The 13,756-nt window shown below is 73.0% G+C and carries 8 protein-coding genes; 1 reads left to right on the top strand and 7 read right to left on the bottom strand.

Going from position 1 to position 13,756, the window contains the following annotated elements; all coding sequences use genetic code 11:
• Positions 1-9: 9 nt before the first annotated feature.
• From IE264_RS32465 to eccD, 5 genes are all read right to left on the bottom strand, one after another.
• Entirely contained in the window at positions 10-480 is a 471-nt protein-coding gene (locus IE264_RS32465) for a type VII secretion system-associated protein (protein ID WP_015612001.1), read from the bottom strand.
• 109 nt (positions 481-589) lie between these two features.
• A complete protein-coding gene (locus tag IE264_RS32460; RefSeq protein ID WP_003970670.1) occupies positions 590-898 on the bottom strand; it encodes a WXG100 family type VII secretion target in 309 nt (102 codons plus the stop codon).
• A gap of 27 nt (positions 899-925) precedes the next feature.
• The gene (locus tag IE264_RS32455; protein WP_003970669.1) at positions 926-1,261 is read right to left on the bottom strand and encodes a hypothetical protein; all 336 of its coding nucleotides are present in this window, start codon (positions 1,259-1,261) and stop codon (positions 926-928) included.
• Positions 1,262-1,652: 391 nt separating this feature from the next.
• Positions 1,653-3,215 carry a type VII secretion protein EccB gene (eccB, locus tag IE264_RS32450; protein ID WP_015612000.1) on the bottom strand — a complete coding sequence of 521 codons (1,563 nt, stop codon included), beginning with the start codon at positions 3,213-3,215 and terminating at the stop codon, positions 1,653-1,655.
• 74 nt (positions 3,216-3,289) lie between these two features.
• A complete protein-coding gene (gene eccD, locus IE264_RS32445) occupies positions 3,290-4,696 on the bottom strand; it encodes a type VII secretion integral membrane protein EccD (protein WP_015611999.1) in 1,407 nt (468 codons plus the stop codon).
• A gap of 405 nt (positions 4,697-5,101) precedes the next feature.
• Here eccD and eccCa point away from each other — a divergent pair, with 405 nt between their 5' ends.
• Positions 5,102-9,109, top strand: a complete 4,008-nt coding sequence (eccCa, locus tag IE264_RS32440) for a type VII secretion protein EccCa (protein ID WP_229887862.1) — start codon at positions 5,102-5,104, stop codon at positions 9,107-9,109.
• A gap of 56 nt (positions 9,110-9,165) precedes the next feature.
• Here eccCa and IE264_RS32435 read toward each other — a convergent pair whose 3' ends face one another.
• Both IE264_RS32435 and IE264_RS32430 read right to left on the bottom strand, forming a co-directional pair.
• Positions 9,166-10,422, bottom strand: a complete 1,257-nt coding sequence (locus IE264_RS32435) for a S8 family serine peptidase (protein WP_032757167.1) — start codon at positions 10,420-10,422, stop codon at positions 9,166-9,168.
• A complete protein-coding gene (locus tag IE264_RS32430) occupies positions 10,419-13,730 on the bottom strand; it encodes a right-handed parallel beta-helix repeat-containing protein (protein ID WP_015611996.1) in 3,312 nt (1,103 codons plus the stop codon). Before IE264_RS32430 ends, IE264_RS32435 begins: the two co-directional genes overlap by 4 nt.
• Positions 13,731-13,756: the final 26 nt, after the last annotated feature.

Below are 13,756 nucleotides of genomic sequence, written 5' to 3'. Positions count from 1 at the left end.
GGTCGGCTACTACTCTTCCGGGTCGGAGGATCCGCTGGTGAGCGTGTCGACCTCTTCGAAGGTCTGGAGCAGCGTCTGTGCGTCGATCGCGTCCAGGTTCTTGTTCTTGGTCTTGTTGGCCTCTTCGATGGTCTCCGTGAGGGCTTCCTTGAGCTCCTTGAAGAGTTCCATCTGGTCGCCGAGCAGCTTGTCGAGGGAGGTCGCGACGGACTTCACGCTCTCGACCAGCGTCGGACCGGAGATCAGCTTCTCCCGGTTGATCAGTCCGAGGCGCAGGAGCTGCGACTCCTGGTCGAGGTTGTCGGCCGTGGTGTAGCCGCCGATCAGCTCGCTGAGGGGGCGGATGCGGCTGTCGCCCTCGCCCTCGCCCTCCTCCTTGTGCTTCTTGGCCTTGGTGTAGACCGGGTGCACCTCGTTGTCGCGGAAGTTCTCCATCTGCTTGAGGTCGAAATGCTTGACGTCGGCCTGCTCACCGGCCATGGGACGTCCTCCTGCGATCGGGTCCGGACAGGGTCACTGGAACGGGGCTGCGGGAAGCCGGGGTCCGCCTCCGCCGCGCACGGCAGGGAGGCGGACCCCGGCCGGAAGGCTAACGGGCCCGCACGCCACCCCAGTTGTCGGCGCTCCTGCGCTCGTCGCGGGAGTGGTTGTCGTGGATGCTCTGGACCAGCTCGCCGCTGTCGCCGAGGAGCAGGGCCATGTTCTTGGTCGCCTGGTCCCACTCGGCCTGGACACCGCGGTACATCTGCTGGTCGTCACCCTCCCATGAGGTCACGAGCGGCTTGAGCTCGTCCTCCAGGTTGTTGAGGGTGGTGATGATCTGCTGGGTCTGCTGCTTCAGTTCCTCGATCGCGTTGCGGACCGTGGAGTACTGCACATCGATGATGCCGTCGGCCATGACATCTCCTCTCGGGTGGGGGGCGGATCAGCGCAGTGCTTCGAAGACGCCTTGGCTGGTCTTGCTGTTGAGCACCTCGGTCAGGTCCTGGTTCTCCTTCGCCAGCCGGTCGGCCGACGTCACGTTCTCCTGGAGAGCGTCGACCATCTTGCTGATCTGGACGACGACCTTCTGCGCCTCGCCGTTCCAGCTGCGGAACAGCTTCAGCAGGGCCTGGCCCTCGTCACCGCCGACACCCGAACGAGCGGCGATCTCGGCGACGTTGTTCTGGATCTTCTCGACCGCGGCCCGGGCCGACTCCAGAGAGGAGACACCTCCCAAGCCCTTGGCATAGTCCGCCCGCCTCTGGCCACTGTCAGCCATGTCGCGCTCCCTTCGTTGAGTGACTCTCATCGCACCGTTGCCCGCTGAGGCTAAAGAGAACTCACCGTTCGGCGCAACGCATGTTGGGAAGATTTGAGCATAGGTCAGTTCGCCGGAATCCTTACATGCCAACGGAGTTGTCCGAAGGTTTCGGCTAAATGAACGTGCCCCGCCGCCGGTCGGCCGGGGCGGGACGATACGGACGGGAAACGGGCAGCCGGGGAATCCGAACGGTCATCGGGGCAGCCCATTCTCTGAGCTTTATCTGAGGTTTCCCTCCTTGCCCGGGACGGGCCGAATGACCCCCCGTCGGCCCCGAGTTATGTTCGAAGCTTTACTTGCCTGCCTCCCATTTCCCTTTCTTCGGCACCGTATGGGCTGTTTGCCAGGATCATGGCCGGGAGTCGACGGCTCCGGCCGCGGTGGCCGTACCGGGGGCGTCGGGAGCACCGCACTTCGGGGCGGTGACCCTGGGCTCAGCAGCGCCGGAGGCCGCGGCGGGGTCCAGGTCCGCGCCGGTCGGCAGGGCCGCGAGCAGCGGTGCGGGCACCGAGCCGATGTCCCCCTCCCCGTAGCCGAGCGCCCCCAGGGAGTCCTTGGCCGGGACCCGGTACTTCACCCCGTTCTCCGCGACCAGATAGGTGGTCCCGGCGTGCGCAGCGCCGCTCGCGTGCAGGGCACGGACCAGGGCGCCGCGCCCCGGCCGTACCACCGTGGCGTCCGTCCGGGCACAGGCCGCGACCAGCGGCCGGTCGGTTCCCTGCGACACCGCGACAGGGGCCAGGCCGGTCAGCGGGACCAGCACCGACCTGATCCGGGCGCCGCCGTTGCCGCCGTCGACCTGGGCGCAGAGGGCGGTGCCGCGCGGTGCGGACTCCGGGATCGGGGGCGTACGGGGCAGCTCCCCGGCCGAGGAGCCCGCGGCGGCCGTCTCCTTCGCCCGGTGCGTACGCAGCGCGTCGGCGCCGACCTCGCGGGCCTCGGGCGAGCGCCCCTGGTAGGCGTCCTTCTGGGTGGCGGGGTCGCCCAGCACCAGGGCGGCCTCCAGCCGGGACAGCGGCACCAGGCCGTCCTTGCGGAGCAGGTGGTACGTGGAGCCGCCCCCGACCACGCTGACCTGGAACAGCTCGCCGATCCTGCTCGGTTCGCCGCCCAGCACCGGGCCCTTCTCCCCGCGCCCCGGGACCGCAGGCGGCTTCAGGGCGGGGCCGGGGGCCAGGGCGTCGAGGAAGGCCGCCGAGACGGGCATCGCCCGCTCGGAGCCGTAACCGAGGGCGTTACGGGCGTCGGACTCGGGGTCCAGCGCGAGCCGGCTGCCCCGCCACACCAGGTACTCGGTGCGGTCCGGGCCGCGTACGAGCACGCCCCGGTCGGCGCCGATGCCCTGGGATTCCAGCGGCGAACCGGCGACCACGGTGGTGGCCCCGGGGCTGTCCACACCGAAGTCCGCGACGGCCCCGGAGGTGCTGGGCAGCGCGCCGTCCGGTCCGGTGACGCACATGTGCCAGGCACCGGAGTCCAGTTGGCCGGGGCCCGGCAGGGTGTCCGGGGCGCCGGGGATGCCGGCCGGGGCGCCGACGGGGACGTCCCGCAGCGAGGCGGTGGAGACGTCCACGGCCTTGAGCTGCGCGCCTCCGATCAGCCGGGCCGAGGCGAAGTTGCGCACCGGGTGGAGTACGCCGTCGGTGCCGGTCCACAGGTAGCGGGCGCCGGTCTCGCGGTTGACCACCAGGTGCTCGCCCTTGCGCCAGGTGTCGTTCCCGCCGGGGCGCAGCAGCCCGTAGACAGTGGCTCCCGCGCCGATCAGGACGGTCACCAGGAGGCCGAAGACCACGCCCCGGGTGGTCCGGCCCAGCGGGCTCTCCGGGGCGTCCGGGTCGGCCGTCAGCAGGCCCGAGCTGAGCCTGCCCATCATGAAACCGTGGGCCTGCACCTGGTCGCGCTTGGACTGCACAGCCTCTCCTCAACTCTTCTTCGATGGAACGGCGTACGGAGGCGTTCCGGCCTGGTGGACCGTACGGGGAGAACTCAGCCGAACAGGCCGCGCAGCCAGCCGAAGAGGCCCGCCACCCAGAGGGTGAGCGGCAGCAGCGCGACGGCGAGGCCGGTGTGCGCCAGCTCCGCCGCCCGGCCCCAGTACGGCAGCACCCGGCGGCCGGGCACGATCCAGGACGCGGTCACCAGGGCGGCCGCGACGGCGAGCAGCACCGCGAAGACGACCACGCGGCCGTCGGCGTCGCTGTCCACCGCCCAGGCGCGGGCGAGCAGCAGCAGCCCCCAGATCCCGGGCACCGCCAGGGTGAGGCGCTGGCCGATGTGGACCAGGCCCCGGGAGTGCAGGAGCAGCAGCAGGGCCAGCGAGAGCGCGGTGAGCGTCTCGGGGAGGTCCGGGGTGTGGGCGAGGACGGCCAGGGCGGCGGCGGCGATGGTGCCGGTGGCGGCGAAGAGCGCGGTGACCCAGCGCCCGGCGAGTTCGGTGCGCTCGGCGACCTCGTCGCCCGCGTACGGGTCGATGCCTTCCTGGAGCTGTCCGGCGGAGGACGGCAGGGAGGGCATACGCATTCCGGCCAGTTTGAAGGCGAACGGTGCCACCGCCCCGGCGGCCAGCGCGACGATCGTCGCGACCAGCGCCACGGCGGCCGGCACGTCCAGGCCGGTGTAGCCCATCAGGGCCCCGGAGACGGCGGTGGCCACCGCGACCACGGCGGTGGCCAGCAGGGCGGGGGCGCCGACCGCGGTGGCGGCGAGTGCGAGGACCGCGCCGCCCGCGGCCGCGGCGCCCGCGGCGAGCAGCCGTGCGCCCGCGACCTCCGCCGCGTCGGGGCCGGTGAGGTCGCCGCCGGGCAGCACCCAGCCGACCAGGGCGAAGCACGGGGCGACCAGCAGGCCGAGCGCGGTCGCGGAGAGCCGGTCGCCGACCGCGCGGCTGGCGGAGCCCGCACCGGCGAGCAGCAGCACTCCGGCGATGGCCGCGCAGGCGGCCCGGACGGCGGTGGAATCGGCCACCCCGGGCCGGAACACCAGCACCAGGGCGGCCACCACGGTCGCCACGGCGGTCCCCACCAGCAGGCCCCGGGCCGCCGCGGCGCTCCAGGTGTGCAGCCGGCGGCCCACCGTCTCGGCGATCCCGTCGACCAGGTCGTCGAGCCGGGCCTCGGGCAGCGCCTCGGTGTGCGGGCGCAGATGGAGCACCGCGCCGTCGGAGAGACCTGCCTGGGCCAGGGTGGTCTCCTCGTCGAGCGGGGCGTCGCCGAGCCGCTGGAGCACCCAGCCGGCGTGGTCGAGCCCGGCCTCCTCGGCTTCCTCACCGACGTACCGCAGGAGGGTGGGCAGGAGATCGGCGACCGGTACGTCGGCGGGCACGGCCAGATCGATGGTGACGCTCGGCGCACGTACGGTCAGGCGGCACGATTCGGCCACCGCACTGTCGGTCATCAGCAGAACTCTCGTCTTCCGTGCAGGCTTTGACAGGAGACTTCCCCGGGAGAGGGAATGTGCGAACAGTACGGATAAGTCCGCGCGACCGTGAACCCGGGGGCCGGGCAGGGAAATTGCGCCCGCACACCCGGCGACCACCACTCCCGCGTGGACAGGTCGCGTTCCGTGAATGCAGACTACTGCCTGCGGCCACCGGTCGTGCTGCGGACCGGACCTCGAATCCGGTAGGCGCTTGCCCATCACCGAAGTTGGCTCTCCCCCGCTATCCGCTCGAAACATTCACCCGGCGTTCATCGGTGCACGTGCGGCCCGGAGAATCCGCCTGGTGCGGTCTTTCCCCCTGACGGGTGCCGGCCGGTATTCGTACGGGCCGGAAAGTCAGTGAACCGGAGGTTCTGTTCCTTGAGTGTCGTGCTGTTCCGCCGCCCGGCCCGCAGGCGCGGGCCGGAGATGCCCGAGGGGCAATTGACCCTCCAGGAGCCTCCGGTCCTCGCCGAGACGGTGCCCGACACCTCGGCGGTGTGGACCTACCTGCCGATGGCCCTGATGTCGGTGTCGATGATGCTGATGTTCCTGCGCCCCGGCGGCGGGAACGGCGTCTTCATGTATCTGGCGATGGGTGTCATGGCGCTCTCCGCCGGTGCCATGCTGCTGGGGCAGCTGATGCGCCGCTCCAGCGAGCGCAAGCAGCGGCTCAAGGGCGAACGCCGCGACTACCTCCGCTATCTGGCGCAGACCCGCAAGCGGGTGCGGACCACCATCGCGGAGCAGCAGCGGGCGCTGGCCTGGCGCCACCCGGAGCCCGCCTCGCTCCGCTCGCTGGCCCGCACCTCCCGGCTGTGGGAGCGCCGCCCGGCCGACGAGGACTTCGGTGAGGTCCGTCTCGCGGTCGGCGAACAGCAGCTCGCCCTCACCCTGAACCCGGTCTCCACCCGCCCGGTCGAGGACCTCGAACCCCTCTGCGCGCACGCCCTGCGCCGCTTCATCCGCGCCTACTCCACCATCCCGGAACAGCCCCTGGGCCTCTATCTGCGCTCCTCGGCCCGGATCCTGCTGCGCCCGGAGGAGACGCCCGGTGAGGAGAGCGCGGCGGCAGGCGAGGACGGCAGCGACGCCGTACGCGCCCTGGTGCGGGCCATGCTCGGGCAGCTCGCGGTCTTCCACGCGCCGGAGGAGCTGTGGATCGCGCTCTGCGTCAGCGACGAGCGGCGGTCCGACTGGGAGTGGGTCAAGTGGCTGCCGCATGTGCTGGATCCGCACGAGGAGGACGGGGCGGGGCAGGCCCGCCGGATCACCGCCGACCTCACCGAGCTGGACGATCTGCTCGGCGCGGACTTCGCCGAGCGCCCCGGCTTCGACCCGGACGCCCGCCCCGGCCGTGACGAGCCGTACACGGTCGTCGTGCTGGACGGCGTCACCGTCCCGGAGGGCCACCGCTGGGAGGGGCACGGCTACCGCAACGCCCTGATCCTCGACGTGTCCGGGGCGTTGCGCTGGCGGCCCGGCCGCAACACGCTGCGGCTGACCGTCGGGGCCGACCAGGTGAGCCTGGTGCGGACCGACCGCAGCCGCAAGGAGCGCTCGGTGCCGCTGGGCCGCCCCGACCGGCTCGGCCCGCTCGGCGCCGAGTCGCTGGCCCGGCTGCTCACCCCGCGCCGGATGAGCCTGGGCACCGACATCGCACAGCCCCTGGACACCGACGTCGAGCTGACCACCCTGCTCGGCATCCCCGATCTGCACCGGCACGACCCGCAGACCCTCTTCGACCGGCACTCCGGCTCCGGCCGGTTGCGGGTGCCGATCGCGGTCGGGGTGGACGGCCGCGCGGTCGAGCTGGACATCAAGGAGTCCGCGCAGGGCGGTATGGGCCCGCACGGCATGCTCATCGGCGCCACCGGCTCCGGCAAGAGCGAGCTCCTGCGCACCCTCGTCCTGGGCCTCGCCCTCACCAACTCCTCCGAGACCCTCAACTTCGTCCTGGTCGACTTCAAGGGCGGCGCCACCTTCCTCGGCCTGGAGGAACTCCCCCACACCTCCGCGGTGATCACCAACCTGGCCGACGAAGTCGCCCTGGTGGAACGCATGCAGGACGCCCTGCACGGCGAACTCATCCGCCGCCAGGAGCTCCTGCGGTCGGCGGGCAACTACACCTCGGCCCTGGAGTACGAGCGGGCCCGCGCCGGCGGGGCGGACCTCACACCGCTGCCCAGCCTCTTCGTGGTGGTCGACGAGTTCAGCGAACTGCTCTCCACGCACCGGGAGTTCATGGAGCTGTTCGTGATGATCGGCCGCCTCGGCCGCTCGCTGGGCGTGCACCTGCTGCTCGCCTCGCAGCGCCTGGACGAGGGGCGCATGCACCAGCTGGAGAGCCACCTCTCGTACCGCATAGGGCTGCGCACGTTCTCCGCGATGGAGAGCCGCGGTGTCCTCGGTGTGCCCGACGCCTACGAGCTGCCCGCCGCGCCCGGCAGCGGCTATCTGAAGTCCGGCGTGGAGGCCCTGACCCGGTTCCGCGCCGCGTACTCCTCGGGGACGTACCGACGTCGTACGGGGGCCGTCGTGCAGGCCCGGGTGGCCAGCCAGGTGGTGCCGTGGACCAGCGGGTGGGTGGTGCCCCGCACCCTGGAGACCCCGCCCGAGCCGGAGCCGGAGACGGAGGAGGCCGAGGACGAGGAGGCGCTGCTGGACGTGGCGCTGGAGCGGCTGCAGGGCTCCGGGCCCGCCGCGCACCAGGTGTGGCTGCCGCCGCTGGACGAGCCGTCGCCGCTGGACGCCCTGCTGCCCGGCATCGCCCCCGATCCGGAGCGCGGCCTCATCGCCACGGGCTGGCCCGGCGCGGGGCGGCTGCGGGTCCCGGTCGGTCTCGTGGACAAGCCCTTCGACCAGCGCCGCGACCCGTTGATCGTGGACCTGTCCGGGGCGGGCGGCCATGTGGCCGTGGCGGGCGGTTCGCAGAGCGGCAAGTCGACGCTCGCCCGTACGCTCATCGCCGCCCTCGCCCTCACCCACACCCCGGCCGAGATCCAGTTCTACTGCCTGGACTTCGGCGGCGGCGGCCTCTCCCAGCTCGCCGCGCTGCCGCACGTCGGCGGGGTCGCGGCGCGGCTCAACCCGGAGCGGGTGCACCGGGCGGTCGCCGAGGTGATGACGCTGCTGGCCCGCCGCGAGCAGTTCTTCGTGGACCACACGCTCGACTCCATGCAGTCCTACCGCCGCCGCCGGGCGGCCGGGGAGTTCCCCGACGAGCCGTTCGGCGATGTGTTCATGGTGGTGGACGGCTGGTCCACGGTCCGTCAGGACTACGACGACCTGATCCCGAAGTTCAACGAACTCGCCGCCCGGGGCCTCAACTACGGCATCCACCTGATCATCACGACCACCCGCTGGGTGGAGCTGTCCGCCCAGGTCCGCGACCAGGCCGCGACCCGTCTTGAGCTGCGGATGGGTGACCCGATGGACTCCGAGATCGACACCCGTAAGGCCCGTTCGGTGCCGCGCACCGGCGGCCGGGGCATCACCGCCGACAGCAAGATGCACTTCCTCGCCGGTCTGCCCCGCCTGGACGGCAGCGGTTCCCTGGAGGACCTCGGTGAGGGCGTCGCCCATCTGGTCGCCGAAGTCGCCCGGCACTGGTCGGGCCCGTCCGCCCCGCAGGTGCGGATGCTCCCGCACCGCCTCCCGGTCTCCGAACTCCCGGCGCCCGAGGCCACCGAGGGCGGCGGCATGCGCCTGGCGCTCGGTCTCGACCAGGACGCGCTGGAGCCGGTCTGGCACGACTTCAGCCGGACCCCGCACCTGATCGCGGTCGGTGACACCGAGAGCGGCAAGACCAATCTGCTGCGCCTGATCACCAAGGGCATCACCACCCGGTACACCCCCGCGGAGGCGAAGATCATCGCGGTGGACTACCGCCGCACCCTGGTCGACGCCATCCCCGAGGAGTACCGCATCGGCCATGTGATCTCGCTGGACAACCTCAACGAGACCATCGAGGGCGCGGCCCGCGCGATGAAGACCCGGGTGCCGGGGGCCGACATCTCGCCCGGCCGGATGCGCAGTTGCGACTGGTGGACCGGTCCGCGCCTGTTCGTCCTGGTCGATGACTACGACATGGTCTCCGGCAACTCCTTCCAGAGCCCGTTCGAGCCGGTCTTCGAGCACCTGACCCTCGGCTTCGAGATGGGCCTGCACCTGGTCGTCGCCCGTAGCGCGATGGGCGCGGGCCGGGGCCTGAGCGACGGTCTCATCCGCCGCCTCGACGAGGCCAACAACCCCGCGGTCCTGCTCTCCTGCCCGCCCACGGAGGGCCGCCTCTTCGGCAACGCGAAGCCGCTCAACCTGCCGCCGGGCCGGGCCCTGCACATCCAGCGCCGCAAGCCGCGACTGGTGCAGACGGCGCTGGTGGAGTAAGCCGGAGAGTTACGCCGATGAGGCGCCCTCCCCCGACGGGAGGGCGCCTCACGCGTTCAGCCCTCGGTCGTACCGGCCCCGGCCGGGCGCCAGCCCCGGGCGCGCGCCCGCGAGAGGGCGAAACCGGCCCAGAGGAGGGAGAGGACGCCGGCCGACCCGAGGAGCACGAAGAGGGTGGCCCGCCCGGTGGCGCGGTCGGTGGCGGAGGTGTCGCGTACGGCCACGGGTTCAGCGGCCCGCTCCGCACCGGCGGCGGACGCGGCCGAGTCACCCAGGACCGTGGTGACGGCGGCGTAGGCGTCCAGCTGGGGGATGTCCGCCGGGTACGCGGTGGCCGTGAGCCGACGGGTCACCGCGTCGGCCGGGTCGTCGGGGTGGGTGGCGCGGACCGCCGCGACGGCCCCGGCCGCGTAAGCGGTGGCCACGGCGGTGCCGCCCCCGAGGTAGTGGCCCTTCCCGCGCGGCCCGCCGGAGACCACCCCGGCGCCGGGCGCGGCCAGGTCGACGGTGCCGGTGGGCAGCGCGCCGTCCGGGCGGGTGCCGCCGGGCAGCATGTCGGCGACGGCGAGGACTCCGGGCTCACCGGCGGGCCAGTAGGTACGGGAGGGGATCTCGTCGCCCGAACCCCGGGACGGCGGGTCCGGGGTGGCGGCGGCGACCACCACCGCCCCGGCCTTGCGGGCCTCGGCGACGGCCCGGGTGAGGGCGGCGTCCTTGCGCGGGAGGGCCACCGCGACCGCGATGACGTCGGCCTTCGCGGCGGTCGCGGCCCGTACCGCCGCCGTGACGAGCACGGGGTCGGGCTGCCCGCGCCGGTCGGTGCCGCGCAGGGCCAGGATCTTCGCGCCCGGGGCGACCCCGGCCAGACGGGGGGTGGTGGAGCCGGTCCCGGCGATCAGCCCGGCCAGGAACGTACCCTGCCCGACGCAGTCGTCGGCGGCCTCGCCCCGGGCGGTGACCCGGCCCTCCAGCCCGGCGGCCCCGGGGTCGACCCCGGTGGAGACCAGTGCGACGGTCACGCCCGCCCCGGTGGTGTGCCGGTGCAGCCGGTCCAGGTCGAGGCGCTGGCGGGACCAGTCCTGCTTCTTGGCCTTCTCCTTGGAGGCGGGCGTGCAGGCGACGGTCTCGGCCCGGGGGTCGAGTGCGGTGGGCATGCCGGGCAGCTCCTGGCCCTTCTTCCCGTCGGCGGCGGGGAGAGCCGCCGGGGCACGGGAGGGGGGCTCGGCCTGGGCGGGGGCGGCGGGCAGCAGCAGGGCGGCGGCGAACCCGGCCCCGTACAGCAGACGTGTCGTCCCATGCGCGGGCGGCCTCATCGGGGGACCGCCTTCGGGGCCACGGCCGTGACGTCCGACGGGAGGAGGATCCGCAGGTCGTCCAGGGTGGGCGCGGCCAGTGAACTGAGCCTGCCCGCCTGGCGGGTGACCATCGACTCGACCACCTGGCGGGCCAGGCGGGCGTTGCCGAAGGAGCGGTCCCGGGGCAGCGCGTCGAAGTACTCCTTGAGCAGCGGGCCGGTGCCGGGCCCGCACTCGTACCCCATGTTCGCGGCCTGGGCGCGGACGATGGTGACCAGCTCCTCGGAGGAGTAGTCGGCGAAGGAGATCCGGCGCGGGAAGCGGGAGGAGAGGCCGGGGTTGGAGGCGAGGAAGCGTTCCATCTCGTCGGTGTAGCCGGCGACGATGACGACGACCTCGTCGCGGTGGTCCTCCATCAGCTTCAGCAGGGTGTCCACCGCCTCCTGGCCGAAGTCGGCGCCGCCGCCGCGCGGGGTGAGGGTGTACGCCTCGTCGATGAACAGCACGCCGCCACGGGCCTTTTCGAAGACCTCGCGGGTCAACTGGGCGGTGTGGCCGATGTAACGGCCGACGAGGTCGGCGCGGGCCGCCTCGATCAGCTGGCCGCGCTGCAGGACGCCGAGCTGGGTGAGCACCTCGCCGTAGAGGCGGGCGACGGTGGTCTTGCCGGTGCCGGGCGGGCCGGTGAAGACCAGATGGTTACTGAGCGAGGGGACGGGGAGCCCGGCGGCGGCCCGGTGGCGGGCGGTGGTGATGAGGTTGACCAGGTCGGCGACCTCGCGCTTCACCTCGGCCAGGCCGATCATGTCGCCGAGGCGGGTGAGCGGGTCGTCGGCCGGTGCGGCGGTCCCGGCGGCCGACGCGACGGCGGTGGCGGAGACGTCGTCGGGGAGCAGCAGCCGCAGATCGCGCTCGCTGACCTGGGGCTGCGCGGAGAGCCGGACCGCCTGCCGGTCCACCATCTCCTCGAACACCCCGCGTGCGGCCCGGCCGTTGCCGAATCCGGCGTCCCGGTCCATCGCCCCGAAGTGGGCGGCCAGCGCCTCGGCGGTCCCCTCACCAAGCTCGTACTGGTGCTGGGCGCACATGCTCTCCATGATCGCGACCAGGTCGTCCACGGAGTAGTTCTCGAACTCGACGGTCCGCGAGAAGCGGGACGCCAGGCCCGGGTTGGAGCTGAGGAAGGAGTCCATCTCGCGGGAGTATCCGGCCGCGACCACCACCACGTCGTCGCGGTGGTCCTCCATGAGCTTCAGCAGGGTGTCCACGGCCTCGCGGCCGAAGTCGGCGCCGCCGTTGCCGCTGTCGGCGGTGAGCGTGTACGCCTCGTCGATGAACAGCACTCCGCCGAGGGCCCGTTGGAAGGTCTCGGAGGTCTTGATCGCGGTTCCGCCGACGACCTGGGCAACGAGGTCGGCGCGGGAGACCTCCACGAGGTGGCCGCTGCGCAGCGAACCCAGCTCGGCCAGGATCGCCCCGAAGAGGCGGGCGACGGTGGTCTTGCCGGTGCCGGGCGGCCCGGCGAAGACCAGGTGTCTGCTCATCGGCGGTGCGGGCATGCCGAGCTGCTCGCGGCGCTGGGCGAGCTGGGTGAGGTTGACCAGGGTGCGGACCTGCTGCTTGACGTTCTCCAGGCCGATGAGCGCGTTGAGGGCGCCGAGGGGTCCGTCCGCGCGGTCGGGGGCGGGTCCGTCGGCGGCGCCGGAGCCCGCCGGGTCGGTGTTCTCGGCGCTGCCGCTGCCCCAGGCGTCCCGCTTGCCGTTGGAGACGCTGTTCAGGCCCTCCACCGCGAGACGTTCGCCGGGGGCGGTCTGCACCAGGCCGCCGCCCTCGTTCTCCCGGGCGGTGCAGTTGACGAGCGATACGGGTGCGGTGGACTCCACCCGGAAGCCGTCCTGGGCGCCGCCGTTGGCCTCGCAGCCGCTGAGCGAGGCGAGCGCGCCCTCGTGGAGCAGGAAGCCGTGGCCCTTGGGGGCGTGCACGGTGGTGCGGTTGGCGGTCAGCTCGCCGCCGGCGGCGACGACCACGCCCTCCTCGCCGGAGATCTCGACGCGGAAGTCGCGGACGGTGACGTTGCCGCCGTCCTCCACGATCAGGCCGCTGGTGGCGGTGTCGGAGACCCCGCCGCCGGCCAGGTAGAGGGTGGAGCCGGAGGCCACCCGTACACCGGCGCCCTTCGGCCGGACGATCTCGCAGTCCTCGACGCGGCCCCGGGCGTCCCGGGTGGCCACGATGCCGTCGCCGGCGGGCTCGACCAGCCGGGCCCGGCGCAGCAGCGGGTTGGCGCCGCCGAGCAGCGCGACGGCGGGCGAGGAGCCGATCACCTCCAGGCGGTCCAGCTCCGGCGCGGAGTCCTCCTCCAGGAGCAGCCCGGCCCCTTCGCAGTCGCGGACGGTCAGCCCGGTCAGCGCCGGGGAGGAAGCCCCGGCGACCCGGAGCGCGGCGCCCTGCGCGCCGTCGACCCAGCAGTCCTCGAAGGTGCCGCGGGCCCGGTCGGTGACGACCATGCCGTGGCCGCGCACGCGTGAGACTCGGCAGCGGCGCAGTACGGGGTCGGTGCCCCCGGCCAGGGCGATCCCGTTGCCGGAGGCGCCGGTGACACGGACGTCCTCCAGCGTGGTGCGGCCCGCGCTGCTCAGGTGGACGCCGGTGCTGGTGTCGTGCACGACGGTCCGGACGACCGAGACGGCGGAGTTCTCCTCCAGGGCGATGGAGGGCTTGTCGGTGGAGGAGATGTCGCAGTCCTCGACGGTGCCCCGGGTCTCGCCGTTGGCGAGGAGTCCGTTGCCGCGGGCGCCGCGTACCGTGCAGTCGCGGATGCGTGCCTCGCCCTGCTCGGCGAGGACGATGCCGCTGGTGCCGAGGTGTTCGAGCGTGCAGGACTCCACGGTGGTGGGCGTGGTGGAGGTCACCACGATGCCCGCGCCCTGCGGGTTGCTCACCCGGCAGTCCCGCAGCGCGAGGGAGCCGGTCCCGCCGGCCAGCATCGCGGTCCAGGCGGCGCCGACGATCTCGCAGCCGTCGAACGCGGCCTGCCCGCGCCGCACATCCACGGCGGGCAGCTCGGCGTCGCCGCCGCGCAGGGTGAGTTCGGAGAGCATGACCGCGTCGGCGCGCAGCGCGATGACGCTGCCCGAACGCGGCCGGATCTCCACCGTGCCCCGGCCCTCGGCGGCGGTGAGGGTGACCCGGGTGTGGATCACCAGGTTCTCCGCGTACGTTCCGGGCCGGACGCTGATGAGCGCACCGGTGCGGGCAGCGGCGAGCGCCTCACCGATCGTCGAGAAGCGGTCCCCGGGGCCGACCGACAGTACCTGGCGCGACACGCACCAACCTCCTTGCTACGGCGGCG

The organism is Streptomyces microflavus (assembly GCF_014650075.1).
In the GTDB taxonomy this organism is placed as follows: Bacteria; Actinomycetota; Actinomycetes; order Streptomycetales; family Streptomycetaceae; genus Streptomyces; species Streptomyces microflavus.
Note: the sequence above shows the minus strand (reverse complement) of the source record. Positions and strands in the feature narration are given on the sequence as shown.

Coding starts and splice junctions, on each gene's coding strand:
- IE264_RS32465 (WP_015612001.1), bottom strand. CDS start 480: ATGGCCGGTGAGCAGGCCGACGTCAAGCATTTCGACCTCAAGCAGATG.
- IE264_RS32460 (WP_003970670.1), bottom strand. CDS start 898: ATGGCCGACGGCATCATCGATGTGCAGTACTCCACGGTCCGCAACGCG.
- IE264_RS32455 (WP_003970669.1), bottom strand. CDS start 1,261: ATGGCTGACAGTGGCCAGAGGCGGGCGGACTATGCCAAGGGCTTGGGA.
- eccD (WP_015611999.1), bottom strand. CDS start 4,696: ATGACCGACAGTGCGGTGGCCGAATCGTGCCGCCTGACCGTACGTGCG.
- IE264_RS32435 (WP_032757167.1), bottom strand. CDS start 10,422: ATGAGGCCGCCCGCGCATGGGACGACACGTCTGCTGTACGGGGCCGGG.